The organism is Anaerovibrio slackiae, from assembly GCF_009695585.1.
In the GTDB taxonomy this organism is placed as follows: Bacteria; Bacillota; Negativicutes; order Selenomonadales; family Selenomonadaceae; genus Anaerovibrio; species Anaerovibrio slackiae.
Genome location: NZ_VUNR01000038.1, coordinates 1 through 20668, shown reverse-complemented (window position 1 = coordinate 20668; position 20668 = coordinate 1). Strand labels below are relative to the sequence as shown.

Genomic DNA, 20668 nt, shown 5'->3' with positions numbered 1-20668 from the left:
CTAGTTGTGCCTCGCGTTACTAACATTCATCTATCGCCTGCGGCTCTGATGAATGAAGTAACGAGGCACAACAAAGGTTTTCTATGGGTACTGTCCTCACTCATCCCTTTCTTTGTCTGAACAGATACAACAAAATAATAAATCGGCATCCATTGATTGTTACCATAGTGTCCCATACAGCTTTACGAATAAGCCTGAAATAGGGGGCGAAGTGGCTGGCGAAACCTGTTACTGCCAACAGCTATGCAAGGCAACCTGCTCTTATAAACAGGCTTGTTTACATGTCACTATATTCTTATGCTAAGGTTAGCAGTTTATCCCATGCAACGTATACAGTTGGGCTGAAGAATTGTTTACTTGCACTATACGTTATGCAACTGTTGGCAATTGCAAGTTTCGTCAGCCTCCCGGCTCCCCCTTTTCAGGCTTGCTCGTAAAGTCAGAATTAGTTGCTACAGTTGCATACTAAATTGAATGCAGTTGGATTATTATGTGCATATCTGTTCAGACAAAAAGAAGGACAGGTGCGGCATGTACCCAAAGAAAACCTTGAGTGCAGCCTCGCTTCTTAGCGAGTGCGAGCGTAAGCGATGCAGGAGTTTAGAAGCGCGAGGCTGTGCTAAGAGCGAGAGCGAGTTTTCTATGGGTACTGCCGCTACCTGTCCCTTTTAAATGTCTGAACAGAGTCCACGAACTATCAAACTATTTCATTCAGTTTATGCACGAAGTAACAAACTAGCACTACGACAAACTGAAATCTGTTAGCAAAGGGGGTGCTGAAACCAGATATAGCCAGCCGATGCATAAAATTCTTGCTACTGTATTGTTTGCTTGTTACAATGATAGCAAGTAATACATTGTGTGTATATGCGGTTTCAACTATGCATCGCGGTAGTCAGCCTACTGACCGCCGCCGGAATTGAGAAAGGCTCACGTTGCTAATGACATGGCGGTAATGGAAGCCTATGGCTTTTTTATGAAGCCTACCCCGGAGCATCCGTCTAAATGATACAGCCCATCGGAAACAGTGGCAGCTTTGATGAAAATGTACCAGGAACTGACTAAAAAAAACAACAGTTAAAAACATCAAGTTATGGGGCTTCACGTAGCACTAAATGCTATCAGACTGCTACAGGAACTGCTACCAGACCTGCTACGTCCTATAATATATATAAGATAAAGATAAATGTATAAGACGAATTATAAAATTTTTTCTGCTCATCTGTCACAAAGAGGTCAGTATAAAAATTGCTGCTGTCAAAAAAGGCAGTGAAAAAATTTTTACGCCAGCTTATTGCCGCCCTTAACAGCGGCAATAAGGCTGGTGCTTTTTTCTTGCAGGTTGACTCAAGCTGAAAAATGCTGTACAATAAAGGCATAAAAAAAGAGCGAACCACAACGATGGCTCGCCGCTATAGGTTTTTTGGAATATTTCTATTCGACCATACACCAGTGTGGACGACACTGATGGTCACAACATCTACGAAGAAGTCATCCTGGCAGGGATGGCTTTTTTCGTGCAGTAAAACTGCTAAAAGATGTGGCCGATATGTGACTTATGTCTTAATGCAGAAGCATCAAAGCCAGTTCGCCTGTAATTGTTAGCTTGCACAACAGCGCTACACCAGCTACCACAACTAATGTGATAAGCGGTATAAGTGCGCGTATTGCTTCAGCTAATGCCTTATTTATAGAGCGACCATCATTCCGTATCATTGATAACGGTATTGCATACCGCGTCCGCCCTGCAGGCATAATCCTGCAACACATGTATTGTATCATATTTATAATAAAAATACAATATATAAGTTCTACAAAATACTTGCAAGATATGCACGAAGTAACGATCAAGCACTACGACAAACTGAAATCCCTTTTTACAAACTGAAATTCACTTCAAATTTAGCTTCCCCTTCCAATAGCTGGAATACACGACAGACATCGGGTTGTTGCCCAGCACCCTGTCCTTGACCACCAGCGTTGTAACAGGCCCGTTGCATGCCTTGGCAAAAAGTGCATCATGACCGACACACAGCCCGGCAGAAACAAACAGCTCCGCCCCGTGCTCATTCAGGTACTGCGCCTGCCCCTTCGGGTTGCACATAGGCTCCACAGGATTATCCTTGCTGACCTTTTTCAGCTTCAGCACATCCTTATTGATGCCGCAATTCTTGCAGCAGACGGATTTCACCTCAAAACCCTGCTGGGTAAAATACCTGGCAAACAGCTTCGCCTCATCCTGTATGCCCATGCAGAACCCCAGTCCGATAGTCTTATAGCCCATGCGCTTGGCAAATTCCGCCGTCTCCTGCAGGCGGGTATACTTCATGTAGAAGGTCGCCTCCACATAGGCAGCCGCCTTCATGATTCTTCTTTCTTCCTTGTCATAAATCGCCAGAGCCTTGTCCTGGTCTATCTCCACGCAGCTCTTTCCCTTGGCATAACACATGTGATTACAGTTACAGTTTGCACAATCTCCCAGCATAATAGCACCCTCAATCCTAAAAAATTCACAACAGCCCAAGCTGCCCGTTTACTTTACAACAACATAATCTGACTGCTTGTAAACCTCATCAGTAATATCCTGCCCAATGCCCGGCAGCTCAGGTACCGTATAATACCCGTCCTTTGGCTGATAATCATATTTTACCAGCTCCTGATATTCAGGCAGCAGGGTTTTCTGATGATGCTCATGAATAACGAAATTCGGAATAGCTGTTTCTGCATGCAGGGAAGCCGCCTCTGCCACACCGGTTCCGGCCACATGAGCCTGAACAGAAATCTCATAGGCATGTGCCGTATCCACAATCTTCTTAAATTCGCTAAAACCACCGCAGGAGCCCAGATCAGGCTGGATCACATCAATAGAGCGGTTCTCAAAATACGGCAGATACCCCCACCTTGCATAGATTCTCTCACCAGATGCCAGCGGTATATCAATCTTATCCTTCGCCTCACGCAAAAGCTTCGGATTCAGAGGCGTATTGATTTCCTCATAGAAGAAGATATTGTACTTCTCTATGGCCTTAGCAAACTGCACTGCGCTTACAAGGTCCGTATCAGCATGATTTTCAATAATAATATCAACATCAGGCCCCACGGCCTCACGAATAGCACGTACACGCTCCTCCCCCAGAGCAATGTACTTGTGAGAAAGAGGTCCTTCCAGCTTCGGCAGGGTTCTCCCCTCCCTGTCAAAGCCAAGCACATCAACCTTTACCGCATCATAGCCATCTGCAATTGCCTTACGGGCTTCCTCGGCATACTCCTCAACAGCCCCCTTCGGTTTTCTGACCTTTCCCCAGCCCAGCTGCAGCTGTGAAGCATATGCACGCAGCTTTGGCTGTACCTTGCCGCCCAGCAGCTTGTACACAGGTACTCCCAATGCCTTGCCCTTAATATCCCACAAGGCAATATCTATGGCAGAAATTGCTGAAAAAATAATTGTTCCTCCACCCTGACCCCAGAAGGTATCCTTCAGGAATCGCTCCCAGATTTTTTCCGTATTAAAAGGATCTTCGCCAATAATCAGCTCTGCAAAATCCTTAATGGTGGCAGCCGCACCACTGCCTCCCTTGCCATATGCCATGCCTGCCTCACCCAGGCCGTAAATGCCTTCATCCGTGGAAATCTTCACCAATATAGGCCTCTGTCCTGACTGAGGACGAAGATGAACGTGAAATATCTCAACCTGCGTAATCTTCATAATACTGCATCTCCCTTTTTATAACTCAAATCGCATATTCCTCGGCAGCTTCCCGATTCTCCCCTGACTTCATGATATGGGCAAGAATTAACTGCTCATAGTACGCGGCATCCGTATTCTTAATGCGTGGACGCGCCAGCTCCACCTTGGTATCCAAGGTTATATTGCCATCCTCCAGCAGTATAACCCTGTCCGCCAGATTGACAGCTTCACTTACATCATGGGTAACCAAAATAACAGTGAAATTCCATTCCTTCCAAAGCTTTTCTATCAGCTGCTGCATGTTCAGCCTGGTCAGTGCATCCAAGGCACTCAGCGGCTCATCCAGCAGCAGCACCTTCGGGGTGCCCACCAGTGCCCTTGCCAGTGCTACCCTCTGTCGCTGCCCGCCTGACAAATCCGAAGGCCAAGCATTTTCCTTGCCCTGCAAATCCACATCCCTCAGAGCCTGCAACGCCTTTTCCCTGTCACGCTCCGCCGAACCGAGAACCACATTATCCAGAACAGTCTTCCATGGAAGCAGCCTTGCATCCTGAAACAAGACACGCACATTGCCATCAATTGTGCCTGTTTGCTCGCCATTGATAAGAATATCGCCAGATGTAGGGCTTTCCAGGGAGGAAATCAGGCGCAGCAGCGTACTCTTGCCACAACCGCTCTTGCCCACAAGGGCAACAAATTCCCCGGCTGGAATATCAAGATTAATATTCCTCAAAACATGAACCGCCCCAAAATATTTTTCCAAATGTCTTACACAAATATTGTAGCCTGCCATAGCCAGCCTCCTAATCTCTGTATGCCGGATTCCAGCGCAGCAAGCGCTTTGTCAGCGCCACTGCTGCCAAATCTGAAATACTGCCCAACAAAGCATATAAAATCATACTAAGTACAATCACATCCATCATCATGTATTCACGGGCATTTGTTGCCATGAAGCCGATACCTGACTTGGCTGCCACCGTTTCTGCCACAATCAGGATCAGCCACGTTCCGCCTATGGACTGGCGCACACCTATCATGATGGAAGAAACCGCACCAGGAAATATAATGTGCCGGAACATATCCCAGGAGGACAGCCCGTATACCCTGCCCATTTCAATCAGGCCGCGGTCTATGCTGCGTATGCCATGAAATGTGTTGAGATAAATAGGGAAAAATGTACTCAAGGCGATAAGCACTACCTTGGATGTCTCACCTATGCCGAACCATACCAGTATCAAGGGCAGGATTGCCAGCCTAGGCACGCTTTTTATCATCTGAATAGGCGTATTCAGCACCTGATCCGCACTGTGGTACAGCCCCGTAAACATGCCCAGCAGGAAACCGACAGTTCCGCCTATGGCCAAGCCACCGGCCGCCCTGGCTATGCTGATTTCCAGATTGGCAGCCAACGTGCCATCCTTGATGAACCTGAGGGTTGTGCTGACCAGCTCCTGAGGCTTCGGAAACAGCTTGTTCAGCTGTCCTGTCTCAGAAAAATATATCCACGTCAGCATGAGTATGATGGGAACAGACCAGACCAGCATTGCATTAACCAGCCTGCTGCTTCCCTTGTAAAAACTGATTTTTTCCTTAAGACCATCAAACAGGCTTAAGCTGCTCGTTCTTTCCATCTATTCCCATCCTTCCTCAGTACACCTTAAACTTTGCTATCTCATCCACAAAGGATTTGTCAAATAAGGTCACTGCCTCAATTTTACTCTTTAATGCACCCAAATCTACGAAGCTATCGATAATATCCTGCTCGGAAGCAATGGTGGCATCATCAATTGGCGCAATGCGTCCCTTTCTCTGTGCCTCACCTGCTTCAAACCGCTTCTGAATATCATCGGGCGACTGATTGCTCTCCTTAGCCGCATACTCCGCCCATTCACGCGGATGGTTGCGTGCCCACTCGTTGGCCTCATTGATACGCTCCAGATAATCCACCAGCGCCGCATGCTTTGCCGGATCCTTTATGGTATCCAGTGTCGCATACCAGTAATAATCACCGGACAGAATATCCTCTGCCGACCTCAGCAGGGCACCGCCCTTTTCCTTGCCGATGATAACAGCATTATCGTAGGAAGCAAGCGCATCTATATCGCCTGTGGTAATGGCTGACAGGCCATCAGATGTGGACATAGGCAGGGCATCAATATCTGTCCACTTCAGGCCTGCCTCAGACAGCATCTTGTAGAGAAAATACTGTGCTGTGGTGTTCTTTACATATCCCACCTTCTTCCCCTTCAGGTCAGCTACAGTCTTGATGTTTTCCTTTGCCTGAGGGCTGACAATCAGCTCCTGATTCAGCGTAGTTCCCTTGCGGATGGCGATTATCTTGAAATTGCCGCCGTTGTTGGCAAGGGAAGCAAAAATAGGCGGTATCTGGCTGCCGCAGCCGGCATCGAGCTGATTGGCAGCTATAGCCTCCAGCACCAGGCTGCCGCTGCGCATGTTGTGGAATTCCACCTTGTAAGGCGTATCCGCCAGGCCTGCCGCTTCAACAATCCCCTGAGCATTCTGGGATGATGCCGCACCAATATTCAGGGTTACGCCGGACAAGTCCCCCTGGTAGGTATTTGAAGCAGTAAATTTCGCCTTTGAGGCGTCTTCCCCAGTCCCTGCTGCATCACTGCTGCAGCCTGTAGTCACCAATAAGGCAGATACACTAAGCACGGCCAATAAAGATTTCCATTTCATCATTCATTCCTCCTATAAAGCAAAAGCCACATTTTAATTCATATAAAATAGATATGTTTGAGATGACATATATGTTGTAAGTATATTACACGTTATTTTGTCTATTGTCAATACTTAAAAAAAAAATATGAGGCTGTCCTGACCAGCCTTTTAGCATAAAATGCAAAAAACTGGTCGGACAACCTCATATAAAATCGCAATAATAATCTATTGGAAAAACCTGACTGCCCTGCTTACTTCATAGCCAAGGCCGCAGTCACAAATCCCTTGAACAGAGGATGCGGATGGTTTGGACGTGACTTCAGCTCAGGATGGAACTGAGAAGCCACGAACCAAGGATGGTCCTTTACCTCTACAATTTCCACCAGGCTATCATCCGGCAAAGTGCCAGCAATTACCATGCCAGCCTCAGAAAGCTGCTGGCGGAAGGCATTGTTGAACTCATAGCGATGACGATGGCGCTCGCTAATCATCTCCTGCCCATAGGCAGCAAAGGTATTGGTATCCTTCTGCACCTTGCAAGGATATGCCCCCAGGCGCATGGTGCCGCCCTTGTCCTCCACGTCTACCTGAGAAGCCATCAAATCGATGACAGGATACTCGGTATCGGAGTTAAACTCAGTGCTGTGGGCACCATTCATGCCGCAGACATGGCGGGCAAACTCGATAACGGCACACTGCATGCCAAGACACAGCCCCAGGAACGGCAGCTTGTGCTCACGGGCATACTGGATTGCCTTGATCTTGCCCTCAACACCGCGGTCACCAAAGCCGCCCGGCACCAGGATGCCCTTGCAGCCTGCAAACTCCTCATCCATATCCACATTGGCATCCTCCAGCTTTTCGGAGTTCACCCAGTGAATTTTCACCGCAGCATCATTATAAATCCCTGCATGGTGGAGAGCCTCCGTTACGGAAATATAAGCATCCGGCAGCTCCACATACTTGCCCACTACGGCAACCTTGACCTTCTTCTGAGGATTCTTAATCTTATTCACCATCTGTGCCCACTCGTCCATGTTCACCGGGCTGTAATCCATGCCCAGCTTCTCCAGCACGATGCGATCCAGGCCTTCCTCCTGCATCATCAGCGGCACCTCATAGATGGTGTCAGCAGTGAGGTTCTCAATAACAGCCTTTTCCTCTACGTCGCAGAACAGTGCCAGCTTCTGCTTCATATCCTTGGTAAGCGGCTTCTCAGCACGGCATACCAGGATATCCGGCTGAATGCCGATGCCCCGCAGCTCCTTTACGCTGTGCTGGGTAGGCTTGGTCTTCAGCTCGCCGGCAGCGGAAATATAAGGCACCAGGGTAACATGGATGTAGAGCACATCGTTCCTGCCCACTTCCTTCTTCACCTGGCGGATTGCCTCCATGAACGGCAGTGACTCAATATCACCTACAGTACCGCCGATTTCAGTAATAACCACATCCGCACCGTCATCAGCTGCCACATCATAGACACGCTGCTTGATTTCGTTGGTGATGTGAGGAATAACCTGCACGGTCTTGCCCAGATAATCCCCGCGGCGCTCCTTGTTCAGCACGTTCCAATAAACCTTGCCGGCAGTTATGTTGGAACCCTTGGTCAGGCTGATGTCAATAAAACGCTCATAATGCCCCAGGTCCAGGTCAGTTTCCGCACCATCATCGGTAACGAACACCTCGCCATGCTGATAAGGGCTCATGGTACCCGGGTCAATGTTGATATACGGGTCAAACTTCTGGATAGTGACCTTGATACCGCGATTTTTCAGCAAGCGTCCCAGGGAAGCTGCCGTGATGCCCTTGCCCAGAGATGAAACTACGCCGCCGGTAACGAAAATATACTTTGCCATGTTGTTCCTCCTGCTCAAAACTAGATTTATCAGATATCTATAAATGTATTAATTATCTTCCTGAATGCCCTCAAAGAGCTTCTCCTCACGCTGACGGGCAGTCTTGGCACGGTTGGTAGTAGCAGAACGCGCTCCACGGGAGGAACGCTTCGTCTCAGGCGGATTCCACTCGGTCAGTCCCCATCTGCCATCCCCTGCATAGTGGAAACGGCTGTCCATGTTAATCTGGGTATACACCTCGGAAATAGCCTCTGCCAGAGCCTGTACATTCTTCTGGCGCTTCTCCAAAACCTCCATAATCAGGTCCTTATAATACATAGGAACCTTGCTTTCATGCAGCACATAAGCTGCAACCTCGACATCAGAGCTTTTCAAAAAATCCACTTTTATAATCTCCTCTCAAAAAGGCTTATTTTCCATTGCAAATTACATGCGCTCCGGCGCGGAAACCCCCAGAATGCCCAGGGCATGGCGGATGGCCTGAGCCGTCACAGTCACCAGTGCCAGACGTGCCTCTGCCAGCTTGTCCTCTACCCCCAGAATACGGCACTGATTGTAGAAGCTGTGGAAGCAGCCTGCCAGCTCATAGGCATAGCGGGCAATGCGCTGCGGTGCATATTCCGCCGCCGCACGCTCGATTTCTTCCTCATACTTTTGCAGCTTGTTGATAAGGGCGATTTCCGTATCATCCGTCAGCAGGCTCAGCTCAGGCACCTCACCTACCTGCAAGTTGTTTTCCGCTGCCTGGCGGAAGATGCTGCAAATCCTGGCGTGGGCATACTGGATATAGTACACCGGGTTTTCATTGGACCGGGACTTTGCCAAATCAAGGTCAAAATCCAGCTGGCTGTCCATGGAGCGCATGATGAAGAAATACCTTGCCGCATCAGTGCCCACTTCCTCAATCAGCTCCGCCAGGGTAACAGTCTGCCCTGTGCGCTTGCTGAGCTTTACCAGCTCGCCACCCCGCAGAAGGCGAACCATCTGCAAGAGCAGCACATCCAAATCATCAGGATTGTAGCCGAGAGCCTTCACAGCAGCCTTGACGCGGCAGATATAGCCGTGATGGTCAGCACCCCAGATGTTGATGACCTTGCCGAAGCCCCGGGCAAACTTGTCCCGATGATAGGCAATATCAGCAGCCAGATAGGTAGGCTCGCCGCTGTCACGTATAACCACCCTGTCCTTATCATCACCATAGGCGGTGGACTTCAGCCACAGGGCACCATCCTTCTCGTAGATGTTGCCGTTTTCCTGCAAAAATTTGCAGGCATCCTGCACCTTGTCAGGGTGCAGGGTACGCTCGCTGTACCACACATCAAAGCGGCAGTTGAAGTCTTCCAAATCCTCCTTCAGGGCAGCCAGCTTTTCCTTCAGTGCCAGCTCCTTGAAGATGCCCATGCGCTCATCCTCGCTCATGTCCAGGTACTTATCCCCGTCCTTTTTGATGATGCGCTGTGCCGTGTCGATAATATCCGCACCATGGTAGCCGTTTTCCGGGAAATCCTTTTCCTCAGCCCTGCCCAGAAGCTCCAGATAGCGATGATTTACAGAACGTGCCAGGTTGTTGATCTGATTGCCTGCATCGTTGATATAATACTCGCTGGTTACAGGATAGCCTGCGGCACGCATGACATTCACCAGCGCGCTGCCGGCAGCCGCGCCCCTGCCATGGCCTACATGCAGAGGTCCGGTAGGATTGGCACTGACATACTCCACCTGCACCGGCTTCATGTCCTTGGCCGGCAGCTGGCCGAATGCCTCCCCCTTCTTCATAAGGGCAGCCAGTCCATCATAGATAACATTTGACTTCAGATAGAAATTGATAAAGCCCGGCCCGGCAATCTCAATGCGCTCCAGCCAGTCACCCTGAATGCGCTGGGTGAGCTCCTGGGCTATCAGGCGCGGATTCTTGTGGAATGCCTTGGCGGACTGCATGGCTATATTGGTAGCAAAATCACCTAGCTCCTTCTTGGGCGGCACCTCCAGCACGATATTGGGCAGCTCCGCCTCTGGAAATACCCCGTCCCTGATTGCACTCAGGGCGGCTTCTTCTATTGCCTTTGTCAGTATATCCTTGATTTCCAATCCTTTATCCTCCTAAAATCAATCTGCTTCAACCTTGATTTCTATTTCGTAGTTCCCCACAGGGGAACCATTGGCGGTGAGATGGTATGCCACTTTGGCGCAGCCGGAGCTTTCAGCAAAGCAGGACTGCAGCCTTTCCGTCCGCATCACCAGCTCCATAACGCCATAAGGCGTATGATAATCCGACCTGGTTTCCTGCCGTGGCACAAAACGCTGCTCTGTCTTTGCTGCGCCATGCCGCAAAATCACCAGCTCCTCATCAGATACCTTTATGGTGGTAGGCACCCTGCTCTCACCGTCAAGATACTTGTCCTCATAACGGAGGTAGTGCTTGCCTCCCTTAAAAAAGTACCTGCCCTTCATTCTGTGATGCAGGTTTTCCACATGCCCGTCAGGTGCTTCCTGCCGTGCCCTGATGCTTATTTTTACCTTATCCAATCCTGCATTCACCTCAGACATATTCTCACAAACGTTCTATCATTTTTATTCAAACAAAACTATACATTATTATAAACCAATCAGCGCAAATTGCCAATAGATAAAACAAAAAAAGGAACCGCAAAATCACGATTCCTTTTCCAAGTCTTACTCCACTGCAATATCAATCTCTACCACATGACCGCCCAAATCCATGTTGACAGTCAAAAACTGTCCGGCACTGATGCGAATCTGGGCACCTGCGCCAACAGTCAGGCTCGGGGTGGAAATATCCACCTCCCTGCCCAGGGCAGCCAGATTGGTAGCTGCATTGGCAGTCAGCATGTTGGACATTTCAGAAATAGCACTCTGTGCCATCTCGTCAAAAGCCGCTATCGGCATGCCCATCATCATGGTGGAGGCAATGAACTTCGCCGTTTCCTCATTCATATTGTAAACCACGTTGCCACGGATTTCCTTGGTAAAGCCTACCAATACGGACACACCCAAGCTCTCGATGTGTTTGTCCTTTACTCCCATACCGGTTCGCTCAGGCGTTGGGAATCCCATTTGTGGCAATACCGTAGTGAATGCATCAATAAACGGATTGACCAATTTTACATCCATACTCACACGCTCCTCGCAAAACCAATATTCATAAATATATCACCTATGGAAGTCTTGGCTTTGATATTAAAGGCTATCAGCTCAGGGTTGGAAAGCTTGATATCAGTGCCGCTGATAATTCCCGGCGGCGTCAGCCTCATTTCCCTGTCCTTGATTACATCATTTATTCTGGATATGCCATGCCCGGCAATGATATTGCCAGACTCCTCCACAGCCGCCTGAGCCTCGAAGTCAGTCACCTCATCCTGCTGCAGCACAGCCTTTGCAAACCCCCGCATGGTATTCTCATCCATGTAGAAGGCAACCCTGCCCCTCGGCTCCCCTACAATGCCGATAATCACAGCTACGCCGCTGACACTAAGAGGACCGCTGTTTTCCTCCTGCACCTGGATTTCACTCTCCAGCCCCGCAATCTGCTGCAAGCCTTCCTGCAAAACCTTGGCATAGGTAGACACATAGGAATCCCGGTAAACAGCATTCACCCCTACATGTTCCTGGCAAAGAATCATCAGCGTATCAAGAAGCTCATTAGTGCTGACCGGCTTCTGCAAAAACGAGCTGATGCCTGCCAGCCTGCCATGCATAATCAGCTTGGCATCCTTCATGGCACTGATCATGACAATCTTGCAACGGGAATCCATGGCATGAATACGCCTGCTGCACTCAATACCATCAGCATCCGGCAGATTCATATCCATAGTCACCACATCAGGCCTCGTCTTTGCGTACAAATCTATTGCATGCGCAGCGTTCTCCGCCATCGCACAGACCTCAAAATTAGTCTTGGCCAGCATAGAGCTAATCATCATCCGACTAATCTTGGAGTCATCTACCACCATTACCCGAACTTTCTCCACCAAAATCACCTGCACTTTTCGTCAATAATAACCTATATGTTACTTTCGCCATAAAACGAAAAAATCCTTTTTCTTGCAGAAGAAAATTTAAAATTTTTTCATTTTCAAAAAGCGGGCAGCACGAATAGCAACGAATCCCCCATAACGGAGCTGTTAAAGGGGATTCATGAATTTCCTTTATTTTATTATATATTAGAACGGTCTACAGCGTCAAACAAATCTGTAATTTCTTTTGCAGGTTCTTTATCCAGCTTGCTGACAACGTAAATCGCCAAAAGTCCCAAAGCAAAGCCCGGGATGATTTCATACAGGCCAAAAAGTGCCAGCTGCTTCCAGACAAGGACGGTAACACCGCCTACCACGATGCCTGCCAGCACGCCGTTCCTGGTGGTGCGGCGCCAGAACAGGGACATGAGCACAGCCGGGCCGAAGGTTGCCGCAAAGCCCGCCCAGGCATATGCCACCATCTCAAGGATAAAGCTGTCAGGGTTCATAGCAATGGAAATAGCCATAGCGGAAATCACCAGCACGGCCGCACGGCTTACCCAGACCAGCTCTGTGTGAGAAGCATCCTTCCTGACCACGGCACGATAGAAATCCTGAGAAAAAGCGGAAGCGGACACCAGCAGCTGGGATGAAGCAGTGCTCATGATAGCTGCCAGCACCGCAGACATAATCAGTCCGCCCATAAACGGATTAAAGAGCTGCTTGGTCATCACCAGCAGCACAGTCTCCACAGCAGGGCCGGACAGCGGCTCCGTCAGATATACCTTGCCCACCATGCCCACAAAAACAGCGGCAATCATGGCAATGATATACCAGCCCACGGCAATGCGCTTGGAACGCTTCAGCTCGCTGGTGGAGCTGATAGCCATGAAGCGCACAAGGATATGAGGCTGACCGAAATAGCCCAGGCCCCAGCCCATAAGGGAAATAAAGGCAATAAAGGAAATAGTGCTGCCATCCGGGTTCATGAAGGGATTGAAAAAGGTCGGATTCACAATATCAATGGCAGTGATGGTAGTCTGCACGCCCCCCAGCATGTACATGGCAAAGGCAGGCACCATCACGATGGCAAAGAACATCATGATGCCCTGAATGAAATCAGTCCAGCACACGGCCATAAAACCGCCGGTCAGTGTGTAGAACACCACCACGAAGGCACCAATCAGCACGGCCGTGGTATAGTCCAGCCCGAAAAGGGTGCTGAACAGCTTGCCGCCGCTGACGAAGCCGGAGCCTGTATAGATAACAAAGAAAATAACGATGAAGATTGCCGGAATAATCCGCAGCAGATTGCTGTGGTCATTGTAGCGGTTCTGGAAAAAGTCCGGCAGCGTCAGGGAGTTATTTGCCATCTCCGTATAGCGGCGCAGCCTCTTTGCTACAAAATGCCAGTTTGCCCAGGTACCAAGCCCCAGTCCCACCGCAATCCACGCCGAGCTGAAGCCTGCCAGGTATGCCGCTCCCGGCACTCCCATCATCATCCAGCCGCTCATGTCCGAAGCCTCGGCACTCATAGCCGTAACCCAGGCTCCCAGCTTGCGGTTGCCGATGATATAATCATCCATGCTGTTTGTCTTGCGGTAGTAATAAATGCCGATTGCCATCATCAGTGCCAGATAAATGACAAATGCGCCAATTACCAAGATATTATCCAATGTTATTCCTCCTATAAAAAATAATACATATCATTATATGCGAGAATAGGCATTTTGGCAATAAAAAAAGCACAGGCCCTGCCCTGATGCTGACCATCGCATCAGGCAAAGCCTGCACTTCATATAAAGCCTTTACCATTAATGGCAAAAACACGCCGCAGCCAGCAACATGCAACGCTGCATCAACACGTTATTCACCATCTGCGCCAAAAGTTCCGCACACCAGCTTACAGCTTGTAATAAGCGATACCTGCCTCGAAAATCTTCTGGTCCTGATTGCCCGGCACATTCACGGCAACGGACGCACCGATACGCTCGGAGTGCCCCATCTTGCCCAGCACGCGGCCATCAGGGCTGGTAATGCCCTCAATGGCATTGACAGAGCCATTCGGGTTGAACGGCATATCCAAGGTAGGAGCACCTGCCTCGTTCACATACTGGGTAGCAATCTGACCATTAATGCGCAGCTTCGCCACAACCTCCTTGTCCGCAAAGAAGCGGCCCTCACCGTGGGAAATAGGAATGGTGAAAATCTCACCCGGCTTCACGTTGTTGAACCAAGGAGACAGGTTGGATACAACCTTGGTGCGCACCATGCAGGAAGCATGACGGCCAATCTGGTTGTGAGTCAGGGTAGGAGAAGCTGCATCCAAATCGCGGATTTCGCCATAAGGTACCAGGCCCAGCTTGATCAGTGCCTGGAAGCCGTTGCAGATGCCCAGCATCAGGCCATCACGCTGCTGCAGCAGCTTGTGGACAGCCTCCTTGATGCGAGGGTTCCTGAAGATGGCTGCAATAAACTTGCCGGAGCCGTCCGGCTCGTCACCGCCGCTAAAACCGCCCGGCAGCATGATAATCTGAGAAGCCTCAATGCCCTTGACAATAGCCTCCACGGACTCCTCAACAGCCTGCGGAGTCAGGTTGCGGATAACCAAAGTCTGCGGATCGCCACCGGCACGGCGGAACGCCCTGGCCGTATCATACTCGCAGTTGGTTCCCGGGAAGACAGGAATGAAAATCTTCGGCTTGGCAAAGCCAACCTGTGGCTTCACCCTGTTGCCGCCGGTGTAGAGATACTCGCTGGCCCCCTTGTCTGAGGTCTTGACACTGGTCGGGAAAATCTTCTCCAAAGGAGAAGTATATGCCTTCTTGGCATCATTGAAGGAAATAACCGCATCACCGATGACAATGCTGCTGTTCTGGGTAGTCACACCCAGCTCATAGCAGCCGGTTCCAGCCAATGCCTTCTCAATATCGGAATCAGCAGCCACCTCAAGAATCAGGGCACCATAGTCAGCCTTGAACAGCTCCTGCATATCAGGCTTCCCGGCAAACTTGAAGCCGATGCCGTTGCCCAGGCACATCTTGGTAATGGCGGCCGCCATACCGCCTATGCGGACGCTGGAAGCAGCAAACACCTTCTTGGCGGCAATAAAATTGCTGACCTTCTCATAGGTTGCCCGGAGCTTGCCAAAGTCAGGCATAGCCAGCTCATCCTTGGCCATAGGCACATAATAGACCTTGCTGCCGGTGAACTTGAACTCAGGGGACAGGGCATTATCTGCCTTCATCACATCCACTGCAAAGGAAGCCAGGGTAGGCGGTACAGTCAAATCCATAAAGGTACCTGACATGGAATCCTTGCCGCCGATGGCAGGAACCTCCAGCTGATGCTGTGCCCACAGGGCACCCAGCAGGGCGGCAAACGGCTTGCCCCACTTTTTGCTGTCACTGCCCAGGCTCTCAAAATACTCCTGGAAGGTCAGGCGTACCTTGTCGGCACGGCCGCCCAGAGCCACCATCTTTGCAACAGACTCAATTACCGCATACATAGCGCCATGGAACGGGCTCCACTCCATCAGATACGGATTATAGCCGTAGGTCATGGCAGTAGCCGTAGTAGTCTCAGCCCCCAGCACAGGCAGCTTTGCTACCATGCCCTCCGTCGGGGTAAGCTGGTTCTTGCCGCCAAACGGCATCAGCACGCTGTTGCCGCCGATGGACGAGTCAAAACGCTCTGCCAGCCCCTTCTGGCTGCATACATTCAAATCCTTCAGGTTTTCCAGCCATGCCTTTTCCAAATCAGGAGCCAGAGCAGCCACCTTGCCCGGAATCTGATTCAGGTAGCAATTGTCCTTATCCGGTGTCTCCACCACCAGGCTGATATGCTGCCTTACACCGTTGGTATCAAGGAAATCACGGCTCAGGTTGACAATGGTATTCTCCCGCCAGTTCATCACCAGGCGGCGGTTATCAGTAACCACAGCCACTACCGTAGCCTCAAGGTTTTCCTCGTCAGCAGCAGCCACGAACTTCTCCACGTTATCACGGGTAATAACTACAGCCATGCGCTCCTGGGACTCGGAAATAGCCAGCTCGGTGCCATCCAGGCCCTCGTACTTCTTCTTGACGGCATCCAGGTCAATCACCAGTCCGTCAGTCAGCTCGCCGATGGCAACGGACACGCCGCCTGCACCAAAGTCATTGCAACGCTTGATCATGCGGCTGATTTCAGGATTCCTGAACAGGCGCTGAATCTTTCTCTCCGTAGGCGGATTGCCCTTCTGCACTTCGGCACCGCAGGCAGTCAGGGATTCCAGTGTATGCTCCTTGGAAGAGCCGGTAGCACCGCCGCAGCCATCACGGCCAGTACGGCCGCCTACCAGCACGATAACATCATCCGGAGACGGAACCTCGCGGACCACGTTCACCTTTGGCGCAGCTGCGATTACCGCACCGATTTCCATGCGCTTTGCCAAAAAGCCCTCATGATAAACCTCGGCAACCTGGCCGGTAGCCAAGCCGATCTGATTACCGTAGGAGCTGTAGCCGGCTGCCGCTCCCAGGGTGATTTTCTTCTGCGGCAGCTTGCCCTTCAAGGTCTCACTGACAGGACGCCTCGGATCGGCAGCACCAGTTACGCGCATGGCCTGATATACATAGGAGCGGCCGGACAGCGGATCACGGATGGCCCCTCCCAGGCAGGTGGCAGCGCCGCCGAAAGGCTCAATCTCGGTAGGATGGTTATGGGTTTCATTCTTGAACATAACCAGCCAGTCCTCATTTTTGCCGTCAATATCGGCATTGACCACAATGCTGCAGGCATTAATCTCGTCAGACTTGTCCAAATCCTCCAGCTTGCCCTGCTTCCTCAGTGCCTTCATGCCGATAACAGCCAGGTCCATCAGGGTAACATCCCTTTCCTGACCTGCATACAAATCCTTGCGGTCAGCCAGGTACTGCTTGTAGGCATCCTCAATCGGCTTGCTGTAATACCCCTTCTCAATATCCACCAGATCAATGGCCGTAGTAAAGGTGGTATGACGGCAATGGTCAGACCAGTAGGTATCAATAACCCGGATTTCGGTAATGGTAGGCTGACGCTTCTCAGTATCCCGGAAATACTGCTGGCAGAACTTCAAATCCTCAAAGCTCATGGCAAAGCCGCGGCTGTCCATAAACTGCTGCAAAGCCGCCTCATCCATCTCGTTAAAGCCCTCCAGCACCTCTACATCAGCAGGTGCCTCGAACTTCATATCCAGGGTATCAGGCTTTTCCATGGATGCCTCCCGGCTCTCCACGGCATTGATATAATAATCCTTAATCTTCTGCACAGCCTCGGCATCCACATCGCCCACCAGCACCACTACACGGGCGGTAGCAATCTCAGGTCGCTCCTTCTGGGTTACCAGCTGCACGCACTGGGCAGCAGAGTCCGCAGTCTGGTCATACTGGCCCGGCAGGTACTCCACAGCAAACATAGTAGAATTAGGGAAGCTCGGCAGCTCCTCCTCGTAGATAACGTCCACAGGCGGCTCAGAGAAAACCACGGCCTTTACCTGAGCATATTCCTCGTCACTCAGCCCTTCAATATCATAGCGGTTGAACAGGCGGACTGCCTTCAGACCGGTCAGGCGGAAGCTCTCCACCAGGTCATCGCACAGCTGCTGGGCAGGAATGTCGAAAAAGCCCTGTCGCTTTTCTACAAAAATTCTTCTTACACTCATTGATTTGCCTCCATTATTTATATTGAAAAATAAGGTTATCTAAAATCAGCTATACAGTAATACTTAATACTTAATAGTTAATAGTTAATAGTTAATAATTAATATCGAATGTATGGCCTCTGAAATCAAGCCAGCTGGCAAATATACCAAATCACTCAAAGCCTGAACTTCACAGACCAAAAGCATACTGCTACTTGATGCTATCCACAGCAATCTTCACTACAACCTTGGTAACAGGCACGGAGCTATCCCCCAGCGAGCCGCAGGGACGATGCACATCCGTCGGATAAAGCACTGCAAAATTCCCCGCCTCCAATGTGATGCCGCTAATAGGTATCAGCTTGTCAAAAAAGACAATATCCTTCTCACCGTCATAGGGCTCGCAGACCTTCAGCTCCGGGCTCATAGGGCACCAGCCCAGCTCCTCCCTGCCCTCCACTATATACTGGATATCCACATACTGGCGGTGAGCCTCAGGCTTGCCGCTTTCCGGCACGCGGGTATTGTAGCGCTGCAAAATCGCAAAGCTGTCCTCCCCATGAATAGGGTACCTGCCATCTGCCATGTTCTTAAAATCCTGCTGGCACAGGTATTGCAGGGCCTCCCTGACTGCCTCCGGATACTTGCTGAAACCGGAAGCCGCCTCGCTTATATTTCCTATAATCAAGCTTATCGACTCCTTTAAAAACAGTCCGCTTAAAACTTTCATTACAAAAGAATATACCAAGACTATTTTATACAAAAATCAAACTTTATGCAATGTAATGTTGCAGGAAAATTATCACCAATATTTTTTCAGTATTTTCTTTGGCATACATAAAATTTCATCAATTTTCAGTCAAATGAATTATACTTTTGCTTTTTCATTGCAAAATTTCTCAGTATGTGATATAAAAATTATTACTATGTAAAAAAGGAGCGATGAATATGCGCGAATTATTAGAGCTTTTGGAACATGATGCCCGCCGTCCGGCAGGGGAGCTGGCGGCAATGCTGCACCGCAGCGAATACGAGGTGGAGCAGCAGATGGCACAGCTGGAGCGCGACAAGGTAATTCTCAGCTACAACACCCTGATTAACTGGGAAAAGACCGGTGACAACACCGTGACCTCCATTATCGAGGTAAACCTGACGCCGCAGAGGGAAACCGGCTTTGATGCCATCGCGGAACGCATTTATCGCTTTGACGAGGTTCGCACCGTATACCTCATGTCCGGCAGCTTCGACCTGCTGGTTATCATTGAGGGCAAATCCCTGCAGGAGGTAGCCAATTTCGTGGCAACCCGCCTCTCCACCATCGAGGGCGTAACCCAGACCAGAAGCCATTTCATGCTGAAGCCGTACAAGAAGGACGGCATTATCATTGAGGACAAAGAACAGGATAGAAGGCTGGTGATGACTCCATGACAGAAAATATCGACTGGAATAAGAGGATTTCTCCCGTTGTGCACGCCATTCCCCCATCCGGCATCCGCCGCTTCTTTGACATAGCTGCGGAGATGGAGGATGTTATTTCCCTGGGCGTGGGCGAGCCTGACTTTATTACGCCATGGGCCATCCGGGAAAGCTGTGTCTACGGCTTGGAACAGGGCTACACCTCCTATACTGCCAACAGAGGATTGCTGGAGCTCCGTGAGGAAATCTGTGCCCTGCAGAAGCGTAACTTCAATATTGACTATGAGCCAAAGACCGATGTGCTGGTGACCGTAGGCGTCAGCGAAGCTTTGGACATTGCCATGCGTACCATCCTGGCACCAGGGGATGAAATCCTCATTCCTGAGCCGTGCTATGTGTCCTACAAGGCATGTGCAGCCCTGGCTGGCGGCGTGCCTGTGCCTGTACCGGCAAAAATCGAGAACAACTTCAGCATCACGCCGGAGGATTTGGAGGCGCATGTCACTGACAAGACCAAGGCACTGCTCATCGGCTACCCAAACAATCCTACAGGAGCCGTTCTTTCCAGAGAGCAGCTGATTGCCATTTCCCGCTTTGCCGTAAAGCATGACCTGATTGTAATTTCCGATGAAATCTACGGTGACCTGACCTACGGCGGCGAGCGGCATATCTGCTTTGCCGGGCTGCCGGAGATGAAGGACCGCACCATCCTGCTGAACGGCTTTTCCAAGGCCTATGCCATGACAGGCTGGCGCATCGGCTATGCCCTGTCCAACCCGGACATTATTGCCGCCATGACGAAAATCCATCAGTACACCATGCTGTGCGCACCGATTACCGCCCAGATTGCAGCTGTGGAAGCATTGCGCAACGGTGAAAAGTACATGAAGAAGATGGTTTCCGAATACGACAAGCGCCGCCGCCTGATTTATGACGGGCTGACCAACGCAGGACTGAAGTGCTTCGAGCCAAAGGGAGCTTTCTATATCTTCCCTGACATCACCTCCACCGGGCTAACCTCCGAGGAATTTGCGGAAAAGCTTCTCATGAAGGAGCATGTGGCTCTGGTGCCGGGCAATGCCTTTGGCGAATGCGGCGAAGGATATGTGCGCTGCTCCTATGCTACCTCTGTAGCCAAGATTTCCGAGGCGATTGCCAGGATTGAGCATTTCGTGCAGCATTGCAGGTAAAAATTTCAGTTTATCGTCGTGAAGGTACGAGACTTTTGGAACATTAACGGATGAGTTTTGTTGGTTTGTGCACTCTGTTCAGACTAAAAATGGGCTGAGCGGGACAGCTACCCATAGAAAACACGCTCTCGCTCCTAGTTGTGCCTCGCGTTACTAACATTCATCTATCGCCTGCGGCTCTGATGAATGAAGTAACGAGG

Annotated in this window: 16 protein-coding genes; 2 read left to right on the top strand and 14 right to left on the bottom strand. The window is 50.3% G+C overall.

From position 1 onward, the window contains the following. Positions 1–1891 precede the first annotated feature (1891 nt). The 14 genes from FYJ84_RS13095 to FYJ84_RS13030 all read right to left on the bottom strand — a co-directional run bounded on the left by FYJ84_RS13095 (position 1892) and on the right by FYJ84_RS13030 (position 18550). Positions 1892–2485 carry a DUF1847 domain-containing protein gene (locus FYJ84_RS13095; protein WP_154408045.1) on the bottom strand — a complete coding sequence of 198 codons (594 nt, stop codon included), beginning with the start codon at positions 2483–2485 and terminating at the stop codon, positions 1892–1894. Positions 2486–2533: 48 nt separating this feature from the next. Continuing rightward, complete coding sequence (locus FYJ84_RS13090) at positions 2534–3706, bottom strand: mandelate racemase/muconate lactonizing enzyme family protein (protein WP_154408044.1); 1173 nt, start codon at positions 3704–3706, stop codon at positions 2534–2536. Between the two features lie 25 nt (positions 3707–3731). Beyond that, entirely contained in the window at positions 3732–4481 is a 750-nt protein-coding gene (locus tag FYJ84_RS13085) for an ABC transporter ATP-binding protein (protein WP_154408043.1), read from the bottom strand. 10 nt (positions 4482–4491) lie between these two features. Beyond that, entirely contained in the window at positions 4492–5319 is an 828-nt protein-coding gene (locus tag FYJ84_RS13080; protein WP_154408042.1) for an ABC transporter permease subunit, read from the bottom strand. A gap of 16 nt (positions 5320–5335) precedes the next feature. After that, on the bottom strand, positions 5336–6391 hold the full coding sequence (locus tag FYJ84_RS13075; RefSeq protein ID WP_235901490.1) for an ABC transporter substrate-binding protein: 1056 nt from the start codon (positions 6389–6391) through the stop codon (positions 5336–5338). A gap of 230 nt (positions 6392–6621) precedes the next feature. Then, complete coding sequence (locus tag FYJ84_RS13070) at positions 6622–8226, bottom strand: CTP synthase (protein WP_154408041.1); 1605 nt, start codon at positions 8224–8226, stop codon at positions 6622–6624. Positions 8227–8274: 48 nt separating this feature from the next. Beyond that, positions 8275–8610, bottom strand: a complete 336-nt coding sequence (rpoE, locus tag FYJ84_RS13065; protein WP_277006499.1) for a DNA-directed RNA polymerase subunit delta — start codon at positions 8608–8610, stop codon at positions 8275–8277. Between the two features lie 42 nt (positions 8611–8652). Further along, the gene (argS, locus tag FYJ84_RS13060; RefSeq protein WP_154408040.1) at positions 8653–10314 is read right to left on the bottom strand and encodes an arginine--tRNA ligase; all 1662 of its coding nucleotides are present in this window, start codon (positions 10312–10314) and stop codon (positions 8653–8655) included. Positions 10315–10332: 18 nt separating this feature from the next. Continuing rightward, positions 10333–10752 carry a DUF1934 domain-containing protein gene (locus FYJ84_RS13055; RefSeq protein WP_205764266.1) on the bottom strand — a complete coding sequence of 140 codons (420 nt, stop codon included), beginning with the start codon at positions 10750–10752 and terminating at the stop codon, positions 10333–10335. 147 nt (positions 10753–10899) lie between these two features. Continuing rightward, positions 10900–11358 carry a chemotaxis protein CheX gene (locus tag FYJ84_RS13050; RefSeq protein WP_154408038.1) on the bottom strand — a complete coding sequence of 153 codons (459 nt, stop codon included), beginning with the start codon at positions 11356–11358 and terminating at the stop codon, positions 10900–10902. 2 nt (positions 11359–11360) lie between these two features. Beyond that, positions 11361–12215: a response regulator gene (locus FYJ84_RS13045; RefSeq protein WP_277006496.1), complete on the bottom strand. Its 855-nt coding sequence runs from the start codon at positions 12213–12215 to the stop codon at positions 11361–11363. A 185-nt stretch (positions 12216–12400) separates the two neighbouring features. Next, positions 12401–13882, bottom strand: a complete 1482-nt coding sequence (gene putP, locus FYJ84_RS13040; RefSeq protein WP_277006506.1) for a sodium/proline symporter PutP — start codon at positions 13880–13882, stop codon at positions 12401–12403. Between the two features lie 221 nt (positions 13883–14103). Beyond that, positions 14104–17883 (bottom strand): phosphoribosylformylglycinamidine synthase, encoded by a 3780-nt coding sequence (locus tag FYJ84_RS13035; RefSeq protein ID WP_154408037.1) that lies wholly within the window; start codon positions 17881–17883, stop codon positions 14104–14106. Between the two features lie 190 nt (positions 17884–18073). Next, positions 18074–18550: a YhcH/YjgK/YiaL family protein gene (locus FYJ84_RS13030; protein ID WP_235901489.1), complete on the bottom strand. Its 477-nt coding sequence runs from the start codon at positions 18548–18550 to the stop codon at positions 18074–18076. A 260-nt stretch (positions 18551–18810) separates the two neighbouring features. Between FYJ84_RS13030 and FYJ84_RS13025 the strand changes: the two genes are divergently transcribed. Together FYJ84_RS13025 and FYJ84_RS13020 are read left to right on the top strand one after the other, a co-directional pair. Then, on the top strand, positions 18811–19290 hold the full coding sequence (locus FYJ84_RS13025) for an Lrp/AsnC family transcriptional regulator (RefSeq protein ID WP_154408035.1): 480 nt from the start codon (positions 18811–18813) through the stop codon (positions 19288–19290). After that, positions 19287–20468 (top strand): aminotransferase class I/II-fold pyridoxal phosphate-dependent enzyme, encoded by a 1182-nt coding sequence (locus FYJ84_RS13020; protein WP_154408034.1) that lies wholly within the window; start codon positions 19287–19289, stop codon positions 20466–20468. Before FYJ84_RS13025 ends, FYJ84_RS13020 begins: the two co-directional genes overlap by 4 nt. Positions 20469–20668: the final 200 nt, after the last annotated feature.

What these genes read in the sequence shown, in the direction of transcription:
- FYJ84_RS13095 (WP_154408045.1), bottom strand. Translation starts at nt 2,485, where the DNA reads ATGCTGGGAGATTGTGCAAACTGTAACTGTAATCACATGTGTTATGCC.
- FYJ84_RS13090 (WP_154408044.1), bottom strand. Translation starts at nt 3,706, where the DNA reads ATGAAGATTACGCAGGTTGAGATATTTCACGTTCATCTTCGTCCTCAG.
- FYJ84_RS13085 (WP_154408043.1), bottom strand. Translation starts at nt 4,481, where the DNA reads ATGGCAGGCTACAATATTTGTGTAAGACATTTGGAAAAATATTTTGGG.
- FYJ84_RS13080 (WP_154408042.1), bottom strand. Translation starts at nt 5,319, where the DNA reads ATGGAAAGAACGAGCAGCTTAAGCCTGTTTGATGGTCTTAAGGAAAAA.
- FYJ84_RS13075 (WP_235901490.1), bottom strand. Translation starts at nt 6,391, where the DNA reads ATGATGAAATGGAAATCTTTATTGGCCGTGCTTAGTGTATCTGCCTTA.
- FYJ84_RS13070 (WP_154408041.1), bottom strand. Translation starts at nt 8,226, where the DNA reads ATGGCAAAGTATATTTTCGTTACCGGCGGCGTAGTTTCATCTCTGGGC.
- FYJ84_RS13050 (WP_154408038.1), bottom strand. Translation starts at nt 11,358, where the DNA reads ATGGATGTAAAATTGGTCAATCCGTTTATTGATGCATTCACTACGGTA.
- FYJ84_RS13035 (WP_154408037.1), bottom strand. Translation starts at nt 17,883, where the DNA reads ATGAGTGTAAGAAGAATTTTTGTAGAAAAGCGACAGGGCTTTTTCGAC.
- FYJ84_RS13025 (WP_154408035.1), top strand. Translation starts at nt 18,811, where the DNA reads ATGCGCGAATTATTAGAGCTTTTGGAACATGATGCCCGCCGTCCGGCA.
- FYJ84_RS13020 (WP_154408034.1), top strand. Translation starts at nt 19,287, where the DNA reads ATGACAGAAAATATCGACTGGAATAAGAGGATTTCTCCCGTTGTGCAC.